At 69.9% G+C, this 19,798-nt stretch carries 20 protein-coding genes; 7 read left to right on the plus strand and 13 right to left on the minus strand.

Going from position 1 to position 19,798, the window contains the following annotated elements; all coding sequences use genetic code 11:
• The first annotated feature begins 63 nt into the window (after positions 1 to 63).
• The 3 genes from AB0H78_RS10850 to AB0H78_RS10860 are packed head-to-tail and all read left to right on the plus strand — an operon-like array spanning position 64 to position 3,478.
• A complete protein-coding gene (locus AB0H78_RS10850) occupies positions 64 to 1,044 on the plus strand; it encodes a glycosyltransferase family 2 protein (protein ID WP_363233933.1) in 981 nt (326 codons plus the stop codon).
• Positions 1,044 to 2,366, plus strand: a complete 1,323-nt coding sequence (locus tag AB0H78_RS10855; RefSeq protein ID WP_363233934.1) for a polysialyltransferase family glycosyltransferase — start codon at positions 1,044 to 1,046, stop codon at positions 2,364 to 2,366. The genes AB0H78_RS10850 and AB0H78_RS10855 overlap by 1 nt, the downstream gene beginning before the upstream one ends.
• Complete coding sequence (locus AB0H78_RS10860) at positions 2,366 to 3,478, plus strand: acyltransferase (protein WP_363234116.1); 1,113 nt, start codon at positions 2,366 to 2,368, stop codon at positions 3,476 to 3,478. The genes AB0H78_RS10855 and AB0H78_RS10860 overlap by 1 nt, the downstream gene beginning before the upstream one ends.
• Positions 3,479 to 3,484: 6 nt before the next feature.
• Here the strand turns inward: AB0H78_RS10860 and AB0H78_RS10865 are convergent, their stop codons facing one another.
• Positions 3,485 to 4,120 carry a TetR/AcrR family transcriptional regulator C-terminal domain-containing protein gene (locus tag AB0H78_RS10865; protein ID WP_363233935.1) on the minus strand — a complete coding sequence of 212 codons (636 nt, stop codon included), beginning with the start codon at positions 4,118 to 4,120 and terminating at the stop codon, positions 3,485 to 3,487.
• Positions 4,121 to 4,158: 38 nt separating this feature from the next.
• Here AB0H78_RS10865 and AB0H78_RS10870 point away from each other — a divergent pair, with 38 nt between their 5' ends.
• Positions 4,159 to 5,580, plus strand: coding sequence for an FAD-dependent monooxygenase (locus AB0H78_RS10870; RefSeq protein ID WP_363233936.1), 1,422 nt, complete (start codon positions 4,159 to 4,161; stop codon positions 5,578 to 5,580).
• Here the strand turns inward: AB0H78_RS10870 and leuE are convergent.
• The 3 genes from leuE to AB0H78_RS10885 all read right to left on the minus strand — a co-directional run bounded on the left by leuE (position 5,567) and on the right by AB0H78_RS10885 (position 8,251).
• A complete protein-coding gene (leuE, locus tag AB0H78_RS10875; protein ID WP_363233937.1) occupies positions 5,567 to 6,220 on the minus strand; it encodes a leucine efflux protein LeuE in 654 nt (217 codons plus the stop codon). The genes AB0H78_RS10870 and leuE overlap by 14 nt on opposite strands.
• Before the next feature lie 67 nt (positions 6,221 to 6,287).
• The gene (locus tag AB0H78_RS10880; protein ID WP_363233938.1) at positions 6,288 to 6,593 is read right to left on the minus strand and encodes a DUF6355 family natural product biosynthesis protein; all 306 of its coding nucleotides are present in this window, start codon (positions 6,591 to 6,593) and stop codon (positions 6,288 to 6,290) included.
• 77 nt (positions 6,594 to 6,670) lie between these two features.
• Positions 6,671 to 8,251 carry a methylmalonyl-CoA mutase family protein gene (locus tag AB0H78_RS10885; protein WP_363233939.1) on the minus strand — a complete coding sequence of 527 codons (1,581 nt, stop codon included), beginning with the start codon at positions 8,249 to 8,251 and terminating at the stop codon, positions 6,671 to 6,673.
• 212 nt (positions 8,252 to 8,463) lie between these two features.
• Here AB0H78_RS10885 and AB0H78_RS10890 point away from each other — a divergent pair, with 212 nt between their 5' ends.
• On the plus strand, positions 8,464 to 9,333 hold the full coding sequence (locus AB0H78_RS10890; RefSeq protein ID WP_363233940.1) for a L,D-transpeptidase family protein: 870 nt from the start codon (positions 8,464 to 8,466) through the stop codon (positions 9,331 to 9,333).
• Between the two features lie 178 nt (positions 9,334 to 9,511).
• On the opposite strand, the gene AB0H78_RS10895 is transcribed toward AB0H78_RS10890, so the two are convergent.
• The 9 genes from AB0H78_RS10895 to AB0H78_RS10935 all read right to left on the minus strand — a co-directional run bounded on the left by AB0H78_RS10895 (position 9,512) and on the right by AB0H78_RS10935 (position 18,454).
• Positions 9,512 to 10,519 (minus strand): hypothetical protein, encoded by a 1,008-nt coding sequence (locus AB0H78_RS10895; RefSeq protein WP_363233941.1) that lies wholly within the window; start codon positions 10,517 to 10,519, stop codon positions 9,512 to 9,514.
• Complete coding sequence (locus tag AB0H78_RS10900; RefSeq protein ID WP_363233942.1) at positions 10,519 to 11,181, minus strand: RNA polymerase sigma factor; 663 nt, start codon at positions 11,179 to 11,181, stop codon at positions 10,519 to 10,521. Before AB0H78_RS10900 ends, AB0H78_RS10895 begins: the two co-directional genes overlap by 1 nt.
• A gap of 201 nt (positions 11,182 to 11,382) precedes the next feature.
• Positions 11,383 to 12,150, minus strand: coding sequence for a hypothetical protein (locus AB0H78_RS10905; RefSeq protein WP_363233943.1), 768 nt, complete (start codon positions 12,148 to 12,150; stop codon positions 11,383 to 11,385).
• Positions 12,151 to 12,157: 7 nt separating this feature from the next.
• Positions 12,158 to 13,072: a hypothetical protein gene (locus AB0H78_RS10910; RefSeq protein ID WP_363233944.1), complete on the minus strand. Its 915-nt coding sequence runs from the start codon at positions 13,070 to 13,072 to the stop codon at positions 12,158 to 12,160.
• 116 nt (positions 13,073 to 13,188) lie between these two features.
• A complete protein-coding gene (locus AB0H78_RS10915) occupies positions 13,189 to 14,682 on the minus strand; it encodes an MFS transporter (protein WP_363233945.1) in 1,494 nt (497 codons plus the stop codon).
• A 63-nt stretch (positions 14,683 to 14,745) separates the two neighbouring features.
• On the minus strand, positions 14,746 to 15,261 hold the full coding sequence (locus AB0H78_RS10920; RefSeq protein WP_363233946.1) for a hypothetical protein: 516 nt from the start codon (positions 15,259 to 15,261) through the stop codon (positions 14,746 to 14,748).
• Between the two features lie 48 nt (positions 15,262 to 15,309).
• Positions 15,310 to 15,999: a DUF4328 domain-containing protein gene (locus AB0H78_RS10925; protein WP_363233947.1), complete on the minus strand. Its 690-nt coding sequence runs from the start codon at positions 15,997 to 15,999 to the stop codon at positions 15,310 to 15,312.
• 100 nt (positions 16,000 to 16,099) lie between these two features.
• Positions 16,100 to 16,774, minus strand: coding sequence for a DUF4328 domain-containing protein (locus AB0H78_RS10930; protein WP_363233948.1), 675 nt, complete (start codon positions 16,772 to 16,774; stop codon positions 16,100 to 16,102).
• Between the two features lie 63 nt (positions 16,775 to 16,837).
• On the minus strand, positions 16,838 to 18,454 hold the full coding sequence (locus AB0H78_RS10935) for a family 20 glycosylhydrolase (protein ID WP_363233949.1): 1,617 nt from the start codon (positions 18,452 to 18,454) through the stop codon (positions 16,838 to 16,840).
• 236 nt (positions 18,455 to 18,690) lie between these two features.
• On the opposite strand from AB0H78_RS10935, the gene AB0H78_RS10940 reads away from it, so the two are divergent.
• Together AB0H78_RS10940 and sdhC are read left to right on the plus strand one after the other, a co-directional pair.
• Positions 18,691 to 19,281, plus strand: a complete 591-nt coding sequence (locus tag AB0H78_RS10940) for a 2-oxo-4-hydroxy-4-carboxy-5-ureidoimidazoline decarboxylase (protein WP_363234118.1) — start codon at positions 18,691 to 18,693, stop codon at positions 19,279 to 19,281.
• 134 nt (positions 19,282 to 19,415) lie between these two features.
• Positions 19,416 to 19,796, plus strand: coding sequence for a succinate dehydrogenase, cytochrome b556 subunit (gene sdhC, locus AB0H78_RS10945; RefSeq protein ID WP_363233950.1), 381 nt, complete (start codon positions 19,416 to 19,418; stop codon positions 19,794 to 19,796).
• Positions 19,797 to 19,798 lie beyond the last annotated feature (2 nt).

Below are 19,798 nucleotides of genomic sequence, written 5' to 3' on the forward strand. Positions count from 1 at the left end.
CGTTCATCTGACATCTACCTGCAGGTCGAGATGCGGATCGTGCCAACTCATAGCGTCACGCGGGTGCCTAAGCTCTCCGTCATTGTGCCGTTCTACAACGTCCAGCAATTCGCACCAGACACCCTCAAGAGTCTGCACGCGAATGCGCGAGACGATTTCGAATTCATTCTCGTCGACGACCGTTCGACCGATGGGACATATGCCCTGTTGGAGCGGGCGGCGGACGAGCTGCCCGGAGCCCGGCTGCTCAGACACGAGAAGAACGGCGGCCTGGCGACGGCGCGCAACACCGGCATCGACGCGGCACACGGTGAGTATCTGACCTTCCTGGACGGCGACGACTGGCTCGCCCCCGGCTACTACCCGCAACTTCTTGCCCATATCGAGCGGTTGGGCTGCGACTTCCTGCGCACCGACCATGTCCAGTGCACCGAGCGCGCACGCACCGTCAGCCGCGTTCCGGTCGGCCGGCGCGACATCGTCCTCTCCCCACGCGAAGCGATCCTCCCCGCCACCCGCTCGACCTCGGTCGACTACGCCTACGCCTGGGCCGGGATCTACCACCGGCGCCTGGTCGACGCAGGGCTGCTGCACTTCACCGACGGACTGCGCACGGCGGAGGACCGGCCCTGGATCTGGCGACTGCACCGGGAGGCGGAGTCCTTCGCGGCGGTCTCCCTGCTCGGCGTCTTCTACCGACGCGGGGTCACGTCCTCGCTCACGCAGATCGGCGACGTACGGCAACTCGACTTCATCCGCGCATTCGACCAGGTGATCCGCGAGACAGCCCAGGACCGGGACGCGGAGACGATGCTGCCCAAGGCGGTCCGTACGTACTGCGCGATCATCGCCCACCACCTGAGCAACGCCGACCGCTTCGAACCGGCTGTACTGCGCAGGCTCAAGAGCATGGCGGCAGCCGCGCTGAAACAGATGCCGCAGCAAGTGCTCGACGAGGCGCTCGACTCGATGGACGTCCAGCGCTCCACCCGGCTGCGTCGGCTGCGCCGCCGCGCGCTCGCGACCTCGGCGGTGGCTGCCTGATGAGCACGACCCAGATCTTCTGCGCCTCCACCCTGTACGGAGCCGCGACGCTGGCCGCAGCCCTCGATGCGGGCGCCTTCCCCGAGGCCGGCCGGCGGATCCTGCTGGTCTCCAACAACGCGGCGATTCCTGAGATCACGCCGTCGGTGGACGAGATGCCGGGCTTCGAGAAGCTCCGCGGCCGATTCGACTCCGTCCTCTCCTGGAACGAAACCATCTCGCCTTTCCACCCCGGCGGTTGGTCTCCGCGCCCCGACGACTGCCATCTCTGGGAGCGTCACCTGCGGCTGCTCTGGGACCTCGGCGACGACGACATCGAACTGGCTCTGGAATCCATCCAGGTCAATCCGGCACTCGCGATCGCGCAGATCTTCACGGGCGTGCCCGTCGACATCTACGCGGACGGGCTGATGAGTTACGGCCCCACCCGCAACAAGATCGATCCCTTGGTCGGATCAAGGATTCGCCGACTGCTGCATCTGGACCTGGTGCCAGGTCTCGTGCCGCTCCTGCTCACCGAGTTCGGCGTGGAACCCGAGATCGTCGAGACGGAGTTCTTCCTCAAGGTCCTGGCCGAGATCGGCACGGCCACACCGAAATTGCCCGAACTCCCTGCCGGTGGGGCAATGTTGCTGGGTCAGTACCTGTCAGCGCTCTCCATCCTCACTCCGGACGAGGAAGAGCAGCTTCACGTAAGGATGCTGCGAGGCGCGGTCCGCGAGGGCCACCGCAGGGTGGTCTTCAAACCGCACCCCACCGCCCCGGCCCGCTACAGCCGCGCGCTGGAGGAGGAGGCGGCACGGCTCGATGCCGAACTGACCGTCCTGGACACTCCGTTGCTCGCCGAGGTGCTGTACGAGCGGCTCCGCCCCGCGCTCATCGTCGGCTGCTTCTCCACCGCGCTGTTCACGGCCAAGGAGTTCTACGGACTGCGGGCGGCCCGCACGGGCACCGATCTGCTTCTGGAGCGCCTCTCCCCGTACCAGAACAGCAACCGCGTCCCTGTCACGCTCGCCGACGCGCTTCTGCCCGACCTGGAGACAGGGCGAACACCTGAGTTGAACGACGTCTCCAGCCTGGCCACCACCATCGGCTTCATGATGCAGCCGCAGATCTACCCCGAGCGCCGCCGGAATGCCGAGCAGTACCTCACCAGCCACCTCTCACCGCACACCCAGCGCTACTTCAAGCGGCGCAGGCTCACCTCGCTCGGGCTGCCCGGCGGGCTCCCCGCCCAACTCGCCTTCCTGCCGCGCAATGCGACGGCACGGCGCGTGGTACGCCAGGTCCGTGCGCTGCGCCGCACCACCCAGGGAAAATGATGACCATAGCGCCGCCACGCCTTGAGACCCGGCCTGCCGAGACGCGGAGGTCGGCCCCCGCCACCCGCCTCCGAGCCCTGGACGGGCTGCGCCTGCTCGCCGCCCTGATGGTCGCCGCGTACCACTACGGCGGCCGGGGCGGCGACATCACCAAGGCCTGGGGCACCTCACCGCGCCACCTCTTCCCCACGCTCTCCGAGTGGTTCGCGTACGGCTGCCTGGGCGTGCAGATCTTCTTCGTGATCAGCGGCTTCGTGATCTGCATGAGCGGCTGGGGCCGCCCGCTGCGCTCCTTCTTCGCCTCACGCGTCGCGCGCCTCTACCCGGCGTACTGGGCGGCGATCATCCTGGTCACGCTGGTCTTCGCGCTGCCGTGGGTGGCGTACAAGACGGTCGCCCCGAGCGAGCTCGTCGTGAACTTCACGATGCTCCAGCAGCCGATCGGCGTGCACCGCGTCCTCGGAGTCTGCTGGACGCTCTGGGCGGAGCTGCGCTTCTACGTCCTGTTCGCGATCTGCGTCGTCCTGCCCGGCGCGACCCGCCGCCGCGTGGTGATGTTCTGCGCGGGCTGGACCCTGGCGGCGGCGATCACCGCAGCGGTGAAGCAGCCGCTCCTCACCACCGTCTTCATGCCGGAGTACGCGTCCTTCTTCATCGGCGGAGTCGGCCTCTATCTCCTGCACCGCGACCGCCGCGACGTCACGGCCTGGGGCATCGTGGCGGTGAGCTGGGCGATCGGCCAGCACTACGCGGTCCTCTCCACCTGGCACAAGCCGAACCCGGCGTTCTTCTCCTTCCGCCACACCTCGGTGATCATCGCGATCGTCACGTTCGGCTTCGTCATGGTCGGCGCGATCGCGCTGGGCCACTTCCACTGGGCGAACTGGCGCTGGCTGACGGTCGCCGGCGCGCTGACGTACCCCTTCTACCTGGTCCACGAACACCTGGGCTGGGTGGCGGTCCATACGCTGCACCACACCTTCGGCATCCCGGCCCCCGCGACGTTCGGACTGACGATCGCGTCGATGCTCGTACTGGCCTGGCTGCTGAACCGCTACGTGGAGAACCTGCTCACCCCACGCCTGCGCAAGGCCCTCCTGCGGGTGCGGTGAGGGGCTTCAGCGGTACGTTGCCTCGATCCCCGCGACGATCACCCTCAGCCCCTCCCCGAACCGACGGTCGAAGTCGGTGAAGATCTCCCGCCCGGCCGCCGCCGTCAGCGGATAGTCCGCGAGCCGCCGCGCCCGTTCCTCGACGTCGTATCCCTCGCGCTGCTCGTCCGGCATCGGGCGGACGCCCTGCTCCTCGGTGACGTAGCCGATCGTGTACGAGTACGACGTCGTGCCCGCCAGCACCGCCTGGCGCAGCTCGAAGCCGGCGCCGGTCATCATCCGCAGGTGCTGTTCCATCGAGACCGCGTGGTCGGTGCCGGTGAAGCGGGCCCCGCTGTAGACCTTGGCGCCGTCGCGGTAGCGCAGGAGGGTCGCGCGCAGGCCCTCGTTGTACGCGATCAGGCCGTCCTGCCAGCGGCTGTACGCGCCCAGGTCGAAGTCCGCCGCGATCTGCCGGTAGATGAGCGTCGCCATCTCGTCCAGCAGCTCCTGCTTGTCCTTGAAGTGCCAGTACAGAGCAGGGGCCTTGACGTCCAGCTCCTTGGCGATGGCGCGGAGCGAGAGACCGTCGAGGCCCACCTCGTTCAGCAGGCGCAGGGCGGCCTCGGCGACGGCGGCGCGGTCGATCTTCTGTGTACCCACCTTGACAACTTAACAGCGTTAAGCGCATGCTCCCAATCATGGAACTTAACAGCGTTAAGGAAACCGAAGTCCTCATTGTCGGCGCCGGGCCCACCGGCCTGGCCCTCGCCGTCGACCTGGCCCGCCGCGGCGTACGCAACCTGGTGGTGGAGAAGGCCGACGGGCTCTTCCCCGGGTCCCGGGGCAAGGGCATCCAGCCCCGTACCCTCGAAGTCCTCGACGACCTCGGCGTCGTCGCCGAGATCCTGGCGGCGGGCGGGCCCGCGCCGCGTCAGATGTTCTGGCAGGACGGGCAGCGCGTCGGCGAGAAGGACATGTTCGGGGCGGTGGAGGCGACCGAGGCCGAGCCGTACGCCGGGCGACCGGTGATCATCCCGCAGTGGCGCACCCAGCAGATCCTGCTCGACCGGCTGCGGGAGCTGGGCGGCGACGTCGCGTTCGGCACCGCCCTCACGGGCTTCGCCCAGGACGCCGACGCCGTCACCGCCACCCTCTCCGACGGCACGACGGTCCGCGCCGCCCACCTGGTCGCCGCCGACGGCGGACGCTCCACCGTCCGCGCCGCGCTCTCCATCCCCATGACCGGCGAGAGCGTCGACCCGTCCTCGATGCTGGTCGCCGACGTCCGCGTCCCCGCCCTCGACCGCGACAACTGGCATGTCTTCCCCGCCGATGCGGGCTTCCTCGCCATCTGCCCGCTCCCCCACCTCGACGACTTCCAGCTGGTCGCCCAGTTCCCGGACGGCGCGCGCCCCGACCTCTCCCTCGCGGGCGTACGCCAACTGGTCGCCGAACGCTCCCACTTGAGCGCCGACGACGTGACCGAGCTCCTCTGGTCCTCCGACTTCCGCCCCCGCACCGGCCTCGCCGACCGCTTCCGCGAAGGCCGGGTCTTCCTGGCGGGCGACGCCGCGCATGTGCACTCCCCGGCCGGCGGCCAAGGGCTCAACACCAGCATCCAGGACGCCTACAACCTGGGCTGGAAGCTGGCCCGGGTCCTCAAGGACGGCGCGCCCGCCGCGCTCCTCGACACGTACGAAGCCGAACGCCGCCCCAACGCCGTCGAGATGCTCGGCCTCTCGACCCGCGTCCACCGCGGCGAGCAGAAGCGCGGCGCGGCCACCCAGCAACTGGGCATCGGCTACCGCGAGGGGCCGCTCTCCCAGGGCGGCGCGGGCGCGCTGCAGGCGGGCGACCGGGCCCCCGACGGGCCGCTGGGCGAGGGGCGTATCTTCGACGCCCTGCGCGGCCCCCACTTCACGCTGCTCGCAGTCGCGACGGACGCCGAACTACCGCCGCTGGAACCGGAGTTCATCCACGTCCACCGCACCCCCGAGCCCTACGAGCCGTACGGAAAGGGCCTCTTCCTCGTCCGGCCCGACGGCTACATCGGCTGGGCAGGCGAGGACCCCACGGGTCTCGGCGCCTACCTGGATCGACTCGGCCTCACACGCTGCTGAGCGACAGCTTCACCGCGAAGCCCAGGAACAGCGCCCCCGCCAGCGTCGTCGCCCCCGCCGAGAGCCGCTTGCGGCGGCGGAAGGCCGCGGACAGATGCGTGCCGCCGAATATCAGCAGCGTGAGGTAGAGGAAGCTCGCCACCTGCGCGAAGGCTCCGAGCACCACGAACGACAGCGCGGGATGGGCGTAGTGCGGGTCGACGAACTGCACGAAGAAGGAGATGAAGAAGAGGATCGCCTTCGGGTTGAGCAGACTGATCACCAGCGCCCGGCGGTACGGCCGCTCGACGGCCGGCTCGGACTCCCGCCCCGCGGCCTCGGCGATCCGCTCCTTGCGCGTCTTCCACAGCGACCAGGCGGCCCGCATCATTCCGACCGCCAGCCAGGTCAGATACCCGGCGCCCGCGTACTTCACGATCCCGAAGAGCAGGGCGTTGGCCTGCAGCAGGGAGGCGACCCCGGCGGCGGACAGCGTCATCAGGACGGTGTCCCCGCAGAAGACGCCGGCCGCGGCTTTGTACCCCGTACGGACACCGTTGCGGGCCGCGACGGAGATCACGTACAGGGAGTTGGGGCCGGGCAGCAGCACGATCAGTACGAGGCCGGCGAGGTAGGTCGGAAGGTCGATGACGCCAAACATGAGCCGAGTGTCGCACGGGGGTACGACACTCGGCTCCGCGTATCAGCCGGTGGTCAAAAGGCCCTGGTCAGCAGGTGCGGCCGGTGTACCAGGCATTGCGCACCCGGTCCCGCGAGTCGAGCCAGGTGGTGCCGGGCGCCACGCACTGGTCGTAGTCCAGGCCCCACACCGCGTCCACCTTGATGACGACGTTCGAACCGTCGCCGGTGCAGTGGTTGTAGAAGGAGTCCTTGGACGTGGCGTAGTACCCACAGGGCTTGTCGGCCGCCGCGGAACCCCCCGCGGATCCCGGGGCGGCGGCAGCCGCCGCGGACATCCCGAGGACGAGGGTGGCGGCTCCGACGAGCGCGGACAGTGAGCGACGGGTGCGCATAAAGCAACTCCTTGTCGAGAATGTGCTGTTCACGCACGATTCTGCACACACGGAGCGTGTTCAAACGGTTACACGCCTCAGAAGGCGTCCGTCGGTACGTAAGTCCCCCAGATCTCCCGCAGTGCGTTGCACACCTCGCCCACCGTCGCCCGCGCCCGCAGCGCGTCCTTCATCGGGTAGAGGACGTTCGCCTCGCCCCTGGCCGCCTCCCGCAGAGCGTCGAGCGCCGCGTCCACCGCGGGCTGGTCGCGGTCGGCTCGCAGCTTCGCCAGACGGTCCGCCTGCTGGGCCTCGATCGCGGGGTCGACGCGCAGCGGCTCGTACGGCTCCTCCGCGTCCAGCTGGAAGCGGTTGACGCCGACCACGACCCGCTCGCCGGAGTCCGTCTCCTGCGCGATGCGGTACGCGGACCGCTCGATCTCCGACTTCTGGAAGCCGCGCTCGATCGCGTTGACCGCACCGCCCATGTCCTCGACCCTGACCATCAGGTCCAGAGCCGCGGCCTCGACCTCGTCGGTCATCTTCTCGACGACGTACGAACCCGCGAAGGGGTCCACGGTCGCCGTCACATCGGTCTCGTACGCGAGGACCTGCTGCGTCCGCAGCGCGAGGCGGGCGCTCTTGTCCGTCGGCAGCGCGATCGCCTCGTCGAAGGAGTTGGTGTGCAGCGACTGGGTGCCGCCGAGAACGGCCGCCAGGCCCTGCACCGCGACGCGCACCAGGTTCACCTCCGGCTGCTGGGCGGTCAGCTGGACCCCGGCCGTCTGGGTGTGGAAGCGCAGCATCAGCGACTTGGGGTTCTTCGCGCCGAACTCCTCGCGCATGACCTTCGCCCAGATCCGGCGCGCGGCACGGAACTTGGCGACCTCCTCCAGGATCGTCGTACGCGAGACGAAGAAGAAGGAGAGACGAGGGGCGAAGTCGTCGACGTCCATGCCGGCGGCGACCGCCGTGCGCACGTACTCGATGCCGTCCGCGAGCGTGAAGGCGATCTCCTGCGCGGGCGAGGCGCCTGCCTCGGCCATGTGGTAGCCGGAGATCGAGATGGTGTTCCACTTGGGGATCTCGGCCCTGCAGTACTTGAAGATGTCCGCGATCAGCCGCAGCGAGGGCTTGGGCGGGAAGATGTACGTGCCGCGCGCGATGTACTCCTTCAGCACGTCGTTCTGGATCGTGCCGGTCAACTGGTCGGCGGGGACGCCCTGTTCCTCGCCCACCAGCTGGTACATCAGGAGCAGAAGGGCTGCGGGCGCGTTGATCGTCATCGACGTGGAGACCTTGTCGAGCGGGATCCCGCCGAAGAGCACCCGCATGTCGTCGACCGAGTCGATGGCGACCCCGACCTTGCCGACCTCGCCGCTCGCGATCACCGCGTCGCTGTCGTGGCCCATCTGGGTCGGCAGGTCGAAGGCGACGGAGAGGCCCATGGTGCCGTTGGCGATGAGCTGCTTGTAGCGGGCGTTGGACTCGGTGGCCGTCCCGAATCCGGCGTACTGGCGCATGGTCCACGGGCGGCCCGTGTACATCGAGGGATAGACGCCCCGGGTGAAGGGGTACGCGCCGGGCTCGCCCAGCTTCTCTTCCGCGTCCCAGCCGTCCAGGGACTCCGGTCCGTACACCGGCTCGATCGGCAGTCCCGACTCTGTCTCGCGCGCCATTGCTGTGCCTCTCGCCTTGCAGCTACTCACTGGTAAGTCCCGGCCCCCGCGACGGACTGTAGCGGCGGGCGTGCGACGGGTGGAGAGCCGCACGCTGGGACCTTCCTCACAGGGATTCCTTACCCGAATCGTGTCCTGGCTTTCGCAACCGCGCGCAGCGGGAATCAGTCCAAAGGGACACCAAGAGCAGCAGGGGACAACAGGGGGCTCACATGCAGGGGATCCGGATACGCAGAGGACTGGCGGCGGCAGCGGTCGCCGCCCTGGCAGCGGGCTGTACGGCGCAGGCGGCGACGGGGACGCCTGACGCGAAGCCGTCGGTACGCCAGGACGAGAGCAGCACGCCGTCGGCCACCCCTACGAAGACGGCCACACCGAAATCCACACCGAAGTCCACCCCCACGCCCACCCCTTCCGCCACGGCACGTCACACGCCCGCCCCGAAGCCCAAGGTGCTGATGGCGAACGGCGCCAAGGGCGCCCAGGTCCGTGAACTGCAGGCCAGGCTGCGGCAGCTCGCCTGGTTCGACGGCGTCCCGACGGGGACGTACGGCGCCGTGACCACCGCCGCCGTCAAGGGCTTCCAGGGCAAGCGCGGCCTGGCCGCCACGGGCGCGACGGACACCGTGACCTGGCAGAAGCTGCTCGCGATGACGACGAAGCCGACCGCGGCCGAGCTGACCGGGACGCTGCCGGGCAACAAGGCGGGCAAGCTCGACTCGCGCTGTCTGCACGGCCGGGTGCTCTGCATCAGCAAGACCAGCCGCACCCTGTCCTGGGTGAACGACGGCAAGGTGATCTCGACGATGGACGTGCGCTTCGGCTCGCAGTACACGCCGACCCGCGAGGGGACGTTCAGCGTGGACTCCAAGAGCCGCAACCACGTCTCGACGATCTACCACACGGCCATGCCGTTCGCGATGTTCTTCAGCGGCGGCCAGGCGGTGCACTACTCGGCGGACTTCGCGGCCCGCGGCTACAACGGCGCCTCGCACGGCTGCGTGAATGTCAGGGACCGGGCCAGGATCTCGGCCCTCTTCGACCAGGTGAAGGTCGGCGACAAGGTGGTCGTCTACTGGTGAGGTACGGCCGGCGACGCGCGGCCGGCGGCTTAAGGGGCGCGGGTGGGTTATCGGGGGAACGTAACCCACCCGCGCCAAGTGCGCGGAGCCGTAGGTACGGGGGGAACCCCGGCTCACGCGCGGCCGATGACCAATCGGCTCACTCAGTACTGCGTCACCGAGCCGAAAAGTGTCACACCTACTGGTCGGTCAGTCCCGACGCGTTCGGCGACGGCGCGCCGGAGGGGGAAGAACCGCTGGTCACAGCGGTGGGAGAGGGCGCGGGAACGAAGGAGACGCGTGGCGTGAGACCCCGCCCGTCGCCGTCCCCGTCATCACTGCCGCTGCCGCTGCCACTGCCATTGCCCTCGACGGCATCGCTCCCGGCGTCACTCCCGGCGTCGCTCTTGCCGCCGCCCTTGCCGCCCAGAATCCGCTCGCAGAACTTCGAGACGTTCTGCGCGCCTCCGGCCATCGAGGCGAGCCGGTGGCGCCGCGCGGAATCCATCCGCCCGGACCGGTAGTCGCGGCAGGCATCGACCGCCTTGCGGTACCAGGCGCCGCCCAAGCCGTCACCGGTGCCCCGGCCGGCTTCCCCGCTCTTGCCGGGTTCGCTGCCCTGCCCGGTGGACTCGGGCGTCGGCACCCGGGTCGGTCCTGGCGCGGCCCGGTCCTGCTTCGGGCCGTCCGGGGTGTCGGGGCTGTGCGTGTCCGAAGGGGCCGAGGGCGAGACGGGCGTACGACCGCCCGTGGGCGTCTCCGACGAGATGGGGCCAGGCGTCGCGGCAGCGGACACCGAGGTGGCGGGCACCGGGTCGCCGCCCCGGAAGGGCAGCGGCAGGGCGCCCGTACCCGCGGCAACGGCCACACCGCCGAGCGCACACCCGGCAACGGCGAGCGCGACCCCGAAACGCACGGGCCTGCCCCACCGCACGGAACGCACACCGGCACCGCCTGCCACGGCGCGCCCGATGCGCACGGGCCGGTCGCCGGCACTCTCCCTGAAGGCGGCCAACGCGGCTTCCTCGCCCGGCAGTCGGTCACCCCTGCGGCTTCCCGCGCAGTGCTGCGCCGACACATCGCCCAGCGCGGCGCGCAGCCGCGCGGCCTGTGCCCGAGCGTGATCGTCGACAGGCCCGACCGGCTCGCCGCGGAGCATCCGTTCCGCCGCGTCCTTGTCAAGCCACTCGTACCGCTCGTCGGCCATCACATGTCCTTCTGCGTCCAGGCACGCGAATGCGTCACACCGCCGGACGCCACCGCATCGCGGCGCGGTGTCCGCTGCGCCGGTACGGCATCGAGCTCACGGGGGTCGGGGCCCTCGGCCCCGAGCAGTTCGGCGAGCCTTTTCAGCCCCCGGTGCGCCGCGGTCCGTACCGCGCCAGGACGCTTCCCCAGCGTCTGCGCCGCACTCTTCGCATCGAGCCCGACGACGACCCGAAGCACCACGGCCTCGGCCTGGTCCTGCGGGAGCTGCGCTATGAGCTGCAGGGTCCGTCCGGTGCCGAGCGCTTCGAGCGCCTCGCTCGCGGTGTCCGAATCCCCCGCCTCGGAGGCGAGCTCGGATTCGTCGCCGCCTATGGCCGGGCGCCGCCCCCGCATGCGTATGTGATCGAGCGCGCGATTGCGGGCGATCCGCGCCGCCCATCCCCTGAACCGGTCGGCGTCACCGCTGAACCGCTGGAGGTCACGGGCGATCTGCAGCCAGGCCTCGGAGGTCACATCCTCCGCGTCCGCCTCACCGACCAGCGTCCGGACGTACCCGAGCAGCCGCGGGTGCACAGTGCGGTACACAGTCCGGAAAGCGTCCTCGCCCCCGCCCTGCGCCGCGAGCACCGCGGCGGTCAGCTCCGCGTCGTCCCCCAGCACTACCTCAACCTGTCCTGCGCGCATCAAATCCGAACAGTCACGCTACGACGCCAGAGCACCACAAGTCCACGACTTGTACAACTTGCAACAATCTGCGACAAGCCACTGACAGAGCGCGGTGTGACAGAAAACGCACTCTTGACGCTGTACGGGTTGAGACGACCGGGGCCTCTCCTGTGGGGGGTGGCGGCCCCGGTCGCCTCATGACGATGCGATGAGCGTGCTGTCCAACGCCCGGAGCATGGCTCCGATGCGGCGTGAGACCTCGGCCTTGAACTCGTCCGTGTCATCGAGGAAGGCCGCTGTCCTTACGAAACCGGGCCCGGTCAATGAGACGTATGCGGGCCTCGGCACACCCTGGAAGTACTTCTCGAATTCCGAGACAACGCTGTTGAGGTAGCCCTCGATGTTCTCGTAGTGCCCGGCAAGAGACGCCGTCACGGTCCCGCGCGCCTTGGTCCCCCACCTGCTCCCGGCCTCCTCCACTGTGATCGCCCGGCCGCCGTCCACGTACTTCTCGATCAGCAGGGCGCTGCGGGCCAGCGTCTCGAAAACGAGTTGGTGCTCGGACAGTTCCTGCAGCAGCCGGTAGTACGCATCGACCGGGACGGTCCGCGCCGCAGCGGTGACCGTCTCGGCTCTGAGGACGCGACGTACCTGTTTGACACCGTGATAGGCGGCCAGCATCTCGGTGCGCGAGGCCCTGATGCGGTCGACCCGGCGCTGCCGCTCCAGGCGGGCCTGCTGCAGGTTGAAGGTCGCCACGCCCACGACGAATCCCACGACCGAGACGCCGAGCACCTGCACGCACACCCGCCCGGCTTCGTAGGGCACCGTGTCCGGCCGGGGCCGGACGACCCACACCAGCACCATCAGGAGGATGAGCGCGATGCCTGCGGCACCGGCGACGAGGGCCAGCGCGACCAGCTCGGCGTGACCGCGCCGCCACCGCTGGAACCCGGTGATCACAGGGCCCTCACACCGGCGCTCCGGCCACCGCCTTGCGCACGTGACGGGACCGCAGGTACCCGCAGGACGCGTGGTGGTTCGGCGCGGGGTTGTCGACCGTCATGTCGGCGATCGGTTTCGACCCGGCCCTGAAGTCGTCGGCCAGGGTGGTGTCCAGGGTGACGAGGTCGAACGGGTCGGCGAAGTTGGCCCACAGCCTCACGGGAGCAGGGGTCTTCAGGGGCCGGGTGACGACGTCCTGGATCTCGGTGTAACCCAGCGGCGAACCCAACGTGATGAACAGAGGGACCTCACGCCGGGCGAAGGCGGTCTCGCTGAGCACGTCGTAGGCGACGATCGTGCCCAGGCTGTGGCTGACCACCACGACGGGTCCGTTCGCGGCGCGGAGGGCGCTGCGCAGACGTTCCTTGATCCTGTCCTTGGCACTGGTGAAGAAGTACCCGTTGGCGTCCGGGATGAGGTGCCGTAACAGCTGCCGCAGCAGGAAGCGGCGCAACGGGGCGGGCAGCGGCAGCAGTTCGGCGACACCCTCGGCTGCCGGGCGGGCGCCCTCGGCGGGGGCGGGTCCGGTCGTGCTCGCGGCACGGGCCGCCACGCCGATGGCCAGGGCGAGGGCGAACTCCTGTCCCTCCGGGGCCATCTTGCCGAACGTCTCGCGCGCCTCGGCGTCTTCGAGAGACGCGGTCTCGGCGAAGGCGTCCGACACGAGCACCCCCAGCGCACCGCCCGCGCTGCACTCGTCGGCCGCGATCGCCGCCGGGTGGTCGTGCAGCAGGTCGGCGTAGTAGACCATCCGCGTACGCTCGCCCATGTCGCGCCCGAACAGGTCCGCGTCCCAGGCCCGCTTGAGGTCGGACTCCGGCGGCTTGTTCCCGGCGCCGTGCACATAGATGAATGTGGCCGAGGCCGCATTGACTTCCATAGCGGAAATCCCCCTTCCGGTGCCCCGCCCCAGCGCGTGGTACCGGTGAGCGTCCCGCCGCGCCGACCGCCGGTCAACCCGCCACAAAGCGTAGAGAAGGCGCCGCAACGGCCGCGTCACATCCCCTTCTTCAGCTCCACCGCGTCCCGTTCCACCGGCGCACCCGCCACCCGTACCGCCGTCGCAGGCCCGTTCACCACGACGGCCGCGATCGCCGCACCGATCAGCAGGGCGAGCGCCGCCCAGTAGCCCGCGACATTGAAGCCGTGCACGGAGGCCGAGTCGACCAGAGCCTTGGACGGTGGTCCCGGTGGCACCAGGTGGTGGCTCACATAGCGGGCGGACACGCTCGCCGCGATCGTGTTCAGCAGCGCCGTACCGATCGAACCGCCCACCTGCTGGGCGGTGTTGAGCGATGCGGACGCCGCCCCCGCGTCCTGCGGCGCGACGCCCAGCGTCGCGGTCGAGATCGACGTCATGAAGACGACGCCCATCCCGAGGCCGAGCAGGACGATCCCCGGCAGCACATGGCTGAGGTACTGCGGCCGGGTGTCGAGCCGCGCCATCCACAGCAGCCCGCACGCGGCGACCAGCATCCCCGGCACCAGCAGGGTCCGCGCGCTGATCCGCCCGAGCAGCCGGGCCGCGATCTGCGTCGAGCCGGTGATCATGGCGGCGGTGAGCGGGAGGTAGGAGACACCGGTGCGCACCGGCGAATAGCCCTGCACCCGCTGGAGGTAGTAGGTCAGGAAAAGGAACATCCCGAACATGCCGATGGTGGCCATCATCATCGTCAGCATCGACCCGGCCCGCTGCCGGTTGCGTACGACGGCCAGCGGCAGCAGCGGCACCTTCGCCTTTCCCTGCCAGTACGCGAAGACCACCAGCAGCACAACTCCCGCGGCCAGCAAGGCGATGACCCGCGTATCGCCCCACCCCCTGGACTCCGCCTCGCTGAATCCGTACACGATGGCGAGCAGCCCGCCCGTGCCCAGGATCGCGCCCGGCACATCGAGGCGCGCGCCGGGGAGCCGCGACTGGTCGCGCAGCAGGACGACGGCCCCGGCGACCGCGAGGGCGGCGATCGGGATGTTCACGTACAGACACCACCGCCAGTTCAGATACGAGGTGAGCACCCCGCCCAGGATCAGCCCGATCGCAGCACCGCCGCCCGCGATCGCCCCGAACACCCCGAAGGCCTTTCCGCGTTCCCTGGGATCGGAGAAGGTCGTGGTCAGCAGCGACAGCGCGGACGGCGCGAGCAGTGCGGCGAAGACGCCCTGCAGGGCGCGCGCGGCGAAGAGCAGCCCCGGGCCCGAGGCGGCGCCGCCGAGCCCGGACACGGCCGCGAAGCCGACGAGCCCGATGATGAAGGTGCGTTTGCGGCCCACCAGGTCGGCGATCCGCCCGCCGAGCAGCAGCAGTCCGCCGAAGGCGAGCGTGTACGCGGTGATGACCCACTGCCTGCTGCCGTCGGACATGCCCAAGTCGGCCTGGGCGGACGGCAGTGCGATGTTCACGATGGTCATGTCGAGGACGACCATCAGCTGCGCGACACCGATGACGACAAGCCCCCACCAGCGGCGCGGGTCGGGCGGCGATGCATCCATGAGGACCCCCTGGTCCTGCGCCATGCTCCCCGCTCGCCCCCGAGATGGCGAGGGTCCGTACGGTCAAAGCCTGGCAAGCCCCAGCCGGTCCAGGAACCGGTCGAGCAACTCCTCGGCCGGCGGCCCCTCCCGCAGGTGGAGTACGTCCAGGAGCGCCCGCTCCTGCGCGGCGAGCCCGGCCTCGCCGGCCCACTCCACAGCCCGCACAGCGGCCTCCCGCGCCCCGAGGAACAGGTCCTCCAGCACCAGCCCGTCGGCCCCCAGATACCGGGCCATCGCCTCGCGCCCCAGACACCCGAACCACGACCCGCCGACCGGCGCGGCCGCCTCGACGACCACGCACTCCCCGCCCATCACGAAGGCGAAGAGCGCAGGCAGTCCGGTCTCCTTGGCGACCCCGCGCGCGAGCGCCCCCATGTCCCCGGCGTCCCCGTCCGGGTCACTGGGCCGCCGCCACACCTGCCAGCCGTCCCGGCGCTCCTCGTGCAGCACGAGCCCGGCGCGCACATCGGCCAGCGCGCCGAGCTCGTCGAGTGGCCGGTCGCTGCGGCCCACGATGTAGTACCCCCAGAACCCCATGGTTCATTCTGCGCACCAAGTCGCATTGGGGGCACCCCTGTTGAGGCGTCAAACGGTCGCGTACGGACCCTCGGTGGCCTTGATGTGCTGCATCCGCGTCAGCTTCCGTACGAAAAGGACGGCGAGGACGGCCGCCGCGATGTCCGCCGCATCGGCGGCCATCAGCAGCTCCACAGTGGACCGGGAGACGCTCCCCACCTCGGACCTTCCGGCCCCCTGCCCCACCCAGGAGAGCGCCATCGACAGCACCCAGGCCGACCACCATGCCGTCACCGGGACCTGCGAGACCTTGCGCCAGGAACCGTCGGGCGCGGCCTGAGTGCTGGCGTTCCACACGTCGGAGGCGATCTGGCGCGGGATCCAGAGAGCCCCGAAGGGGATGAACCAGCCGCCGATCGCCCAGCCCGCGCCCTTGCTCTGGCTGTCCTGGGCGAAGATCCCCGCGTTCACCCGCACCCGGTGGAACCAGATGATGAAGACGACGGCCGTCGCGGCCAGTGCCAACACCTGCACCAGCCCCACGGCCCCGAGCAGCATGTCGGCGCGGTCGGCTTCGTCCCCGCTGATGGAGCCGCCCAACATGTCGTGGATATGGAATTCGGTGCCGATCGAGAGGAGATCGGCCGCGAGACACACCGCCAGCAACACGGTGACGGCGACGGACAGCCCCCTGGGCGACCGCAGCTGAGGACCGGCGTACAGGTTCGGCGGCGCCGATGGAACAGGTATGTGCGACATGCGAAGAGGACCCCCCACGGGTACGTGAAATCCGGCCGCCGAACCACGACCGGTCGCGCAGCGTATGCCGCGCCCGGCCCCCAGGCCAAGCAGTTGCCACTCAGGCCGCCGCGGCGACCGGCCCCGTCCGCGCCAACTCGTCCTGCTTGCGCGTCAGTTGCCGTACGAACAGCGCCGCAGTCACCGCGGCAGCAACATCGATCAGCCCCTCCACGGCCGTCGTCGCGACCGCCTCCCCGCCGATGTCGGAGTACAGGCCCAGGTTGGAGAGCAGCCAGCAGACCCACCACACATTGATGAGCCGATACGAGGCCGACTGCGGCCCGGAGCTCGCCACCCAGGTGTCGATCGCGATGCGCCGCGGATACCAGAGGTTGACGACCGGGACGATCCAGCCCCAGTACGCCCAGGTCCGGGTCTTGCTGTGTCCGCGGGGCGAGAAGACCTCGGCGTTCACCCTGACCCGGTTGAACCACACCATGAAGGTGATCGCGCAGGCGAAGAAGACCGGCCCCTGGAGGCGGACCACGCCGTCATAGAGGCCCACCGATCCCCAGCGGTCCGCCGCGAGCGCCGAAAGGTCCCCCACGGTCCACACCGCCAGGAGCGCCAGCACGGCGTACGACAGCCCGACCGGCGACCGCAGCTCCGTCGCAGGTGTGGCAGTGGCGGGCGGAGCGATCCGTACGACCGGACCGTCCGCCTGCGCGGCGCACAGCTCGCACACGTCCTTGCCGCCGGCAGCCGCCCACACCCCGCACCGCGTGCACATCATGACCAGGAACCCCCCACGGATTCGCGGCCTCCGCTCGGCGACCGCCAGCGGAAGATACCCGACTCACCCCAGTCGCTTCGCCAGCGCCCCGAACTGCGCCCAGTTCAGAGCCGGTCTGCGCGGATCCCACAGCTTCTGGGCGGTCGCCCGCAGCGGCATCCGGATCCCCGCGGCCACCTGGTCCTGGGTCTGCGCGTCCGCGAGGTCGCACCAGACCGCGAACCGCCCGCCCAGGATCTGGTCCGAGTAGCGCGCCGGAACGGCGGTCGTGCCGCGCAGCACGCGCGGGGTCCACTGCTCGTAGATGCGCTGCCCGGTCGGATAGCGGAAGTCGTTCGGCTGCCCGAGCACGTAGTACAGGTACTCGTCGTTGAGGTTCACCACCCGGCGCCCCTCCCGCAGATACTCGCCCGGCGGCCGCGCCCCGTACTCCTTGCCCGTCCAGTACTCGACCTCGCGCCGCGGGTCGGGGGCCACGCTCCCGCCCCTGAAGTAGCCGTCGTTCCAGGCCTTGAGCGTCTTGCCGTACGGACGGAGCACCGCGCCCCGCGCGTTGAGCCAGTCCGTCGCCAGGTCCTGGACCGTGCCCTTGGCCCCGTACTTCTCATGCGCGAGCGCGGCCAGCTGCGGGTACGAGGCCTGCGGATCGTCGGCCATCAGCGCCTGGTACTCGTCGCCGCCCAGATGCCAGTACGTACCGGGGAAGAGCCCCGCGTACTCCTTCAGCAGATCGTCCACGATCTGCGCCGCCCGCGGCTTCGAGATGTCCACCGCACCGCGCGCGGCGACCCCGCGCACATTGCGCAGTTCGAGCTCCGGATGCGTACGCAGCACCGCGCCCAGATGCCCGGGCGAGTCGATCTCCGGAACCACCTGGATGTGCAGCCGCTCGGCCAGCGCGACGATCGCCCGCACCTGCGCCTTGGTCAGATGCTGTCGCGAGACGACCTCGGGATGGGAGTCCGAGGCGATGCGGAAACCCTGGTCGTCGGAGAAGTGCAGCCCCAGCTGGTTGAGCTTGAGGTCGGCCATGTCACGCAGCCGGTCCTCGATCCACCCCGCGCTGAAGTTCTTGCGCGCGATGTCGAGATTGAGCCCGCGCTGCGGCCGGTCGGGACGGTCGCGCACGACACCTTCCGGCACCGTGTGGTCCGCGCGCAGCGACTGTTTCAGCGTGCGCGTGCCGTAGAAGACCCCGGCCTCGTCGGGCCCGGTGATCTTCACCTGCTGGTTCTGTGCGCTGAGGGTGTACGACTCGGGGGCCGCCCCCTTCGCCGGCGCGAGGGCCAGCTCCACATCGCCGGGCCCGGCCTGCGCCCCGTAGGCGTAGGGAAGCTTCAACTCGCCCGCGAGGAGCTGCCCTTCGTCCGCGAGCCCCTTGCTGCCGCTCGCGACGAGCACCCGGCTCCCCGCCCCCGGCTGCCAGCCGGGACCGCGGGCCGCGTCGTGTTCGCGTACGGAAGGAATCGTGCGCGGCGCCCGGGAGAGCGGATAGGACCGGGTGGGAGAGGGGGACGGCGAGGGCGAGTACGTCGCGGAGGCCGGCGCCCGGTCGTCGCGGCCGGCCGGGCCGTGCCCGCCCCAGGTGTCGTCCTCGGGCCACACCAGGACGGCGGCCGTCACCGCCGCACCGGCCACCAGGACTGCCGCCGCGGTCAGAGCACCGTGAACGTGCCTCATCGGTAAGAAACCTCCCATTCACGGTGAAGGTAGGACGAAAGACCAGAGAAAACGTCCATCACGCGCGCCGAAACTCTCCCTTCCGGGTGAAATTTCGCGCATCCGTCGGACGCTTCCCGCCCCACATCGATAGCGTTGCGGAACACCCGCCACTTCCCACTCTGCGCTCACTTTGCCGCCATCCTGTCGTGTCCGAGGAGTCCACGCTGTCCAGCGAGTCCCCCGCCGGCCCCACGATGCGGCCGTCGACACTTCACCACACGCACGCAGCCGTCCCGACGCAGCGTCACCCCTCACCGGGTCTCGACCGCTTCAACGCCGCGCCCGAAGGCTCCGCCGAAGCAGCCCTGTTCGCCTGTTGCGGCAGCCGGCTGTGGGCCCGGCGTGTCGCCGCACACCGCCCCTACCCCGATCTGGACGCCTTGCTCGCAGCAGCCGACGAGGCGAGTTACGACCTCTCCCCCGCCGACCTCTCCGAGGCCCTGGCCGACGAGTCGTCCCCCGGCCTCCACCACGACGCGCCCGCCGCCGCCCACCTGGCGCTGGGGGCCGCACATGCCGCGTACGAGAGCCGGTTCGGCCACGCCTTCGTGATCTGCCTCGACCACGTCCGACCCGCCGAGCACCTCGACCACTTCCTCGCGGGGATCCGCTCCCGCCTCGCGCACGAGCCCGACGAGGAGCGCGCGGTCGCCGCCGACGAGCTGCGCCGCCTCGCCCGCGGCCGAATCGCCCATCTCGTCGCGGATGCGGGTCATAGCGACGCCGAGGGGCATAGCGAAGGGCACAGCGAAGGCCATACGGATAGCCCATCCGTGCCTGTTTGATCACACCGGAGGACCCCGGGCGAAGGAACCGACAAAGCGTCGCTACGATGGCCGGGGCCGGTGGACCGTACCCGGCCGGGCCAGACCGACAACCCGCCGGCAGGCTCCAATCCCCGCTCCCGGAGGGTTCTTCCGTGCCGGCTGGAACGCTGTACCGCGGCCGGGAAGGAATGTGGTCATGGGTGGCTCATCGAGTCACCGGCGTCCTCATCTTCTTCTTCCTGTTCGTACACGTCCTGGACACCGCTCTCGTGCGTGTCTCCCCCGAGGACTACGACAAGGTCGTGGCCACGTACAAGACGCCCATCGTGGCGCTCCTTGAGTACGGCCTCGTCGCCGCAATTCTTTTCCACGCCCTCAACGGCCTGCGCATCATCGCCGTGGACTTCTGGTCCAAGGGCCCGCGCTACCAGAAGCAGATGCTCTGGTCCGTCGTGGGCATCTGGCTCGTGCTGATGGTCGGGGCGCTCTACCCCGTGCTCGGTCACGCCGTACGCGAACTGTTCGGGAGCTGAGG

This window comes from Streptomyces sp. NPDC050738, assembly GCF_040654175.1.
GTDB lineage: Bacteria > Actinomycetota > Actinomycetes > Streptomycetales > Streptomycetaceae > Streptomyces.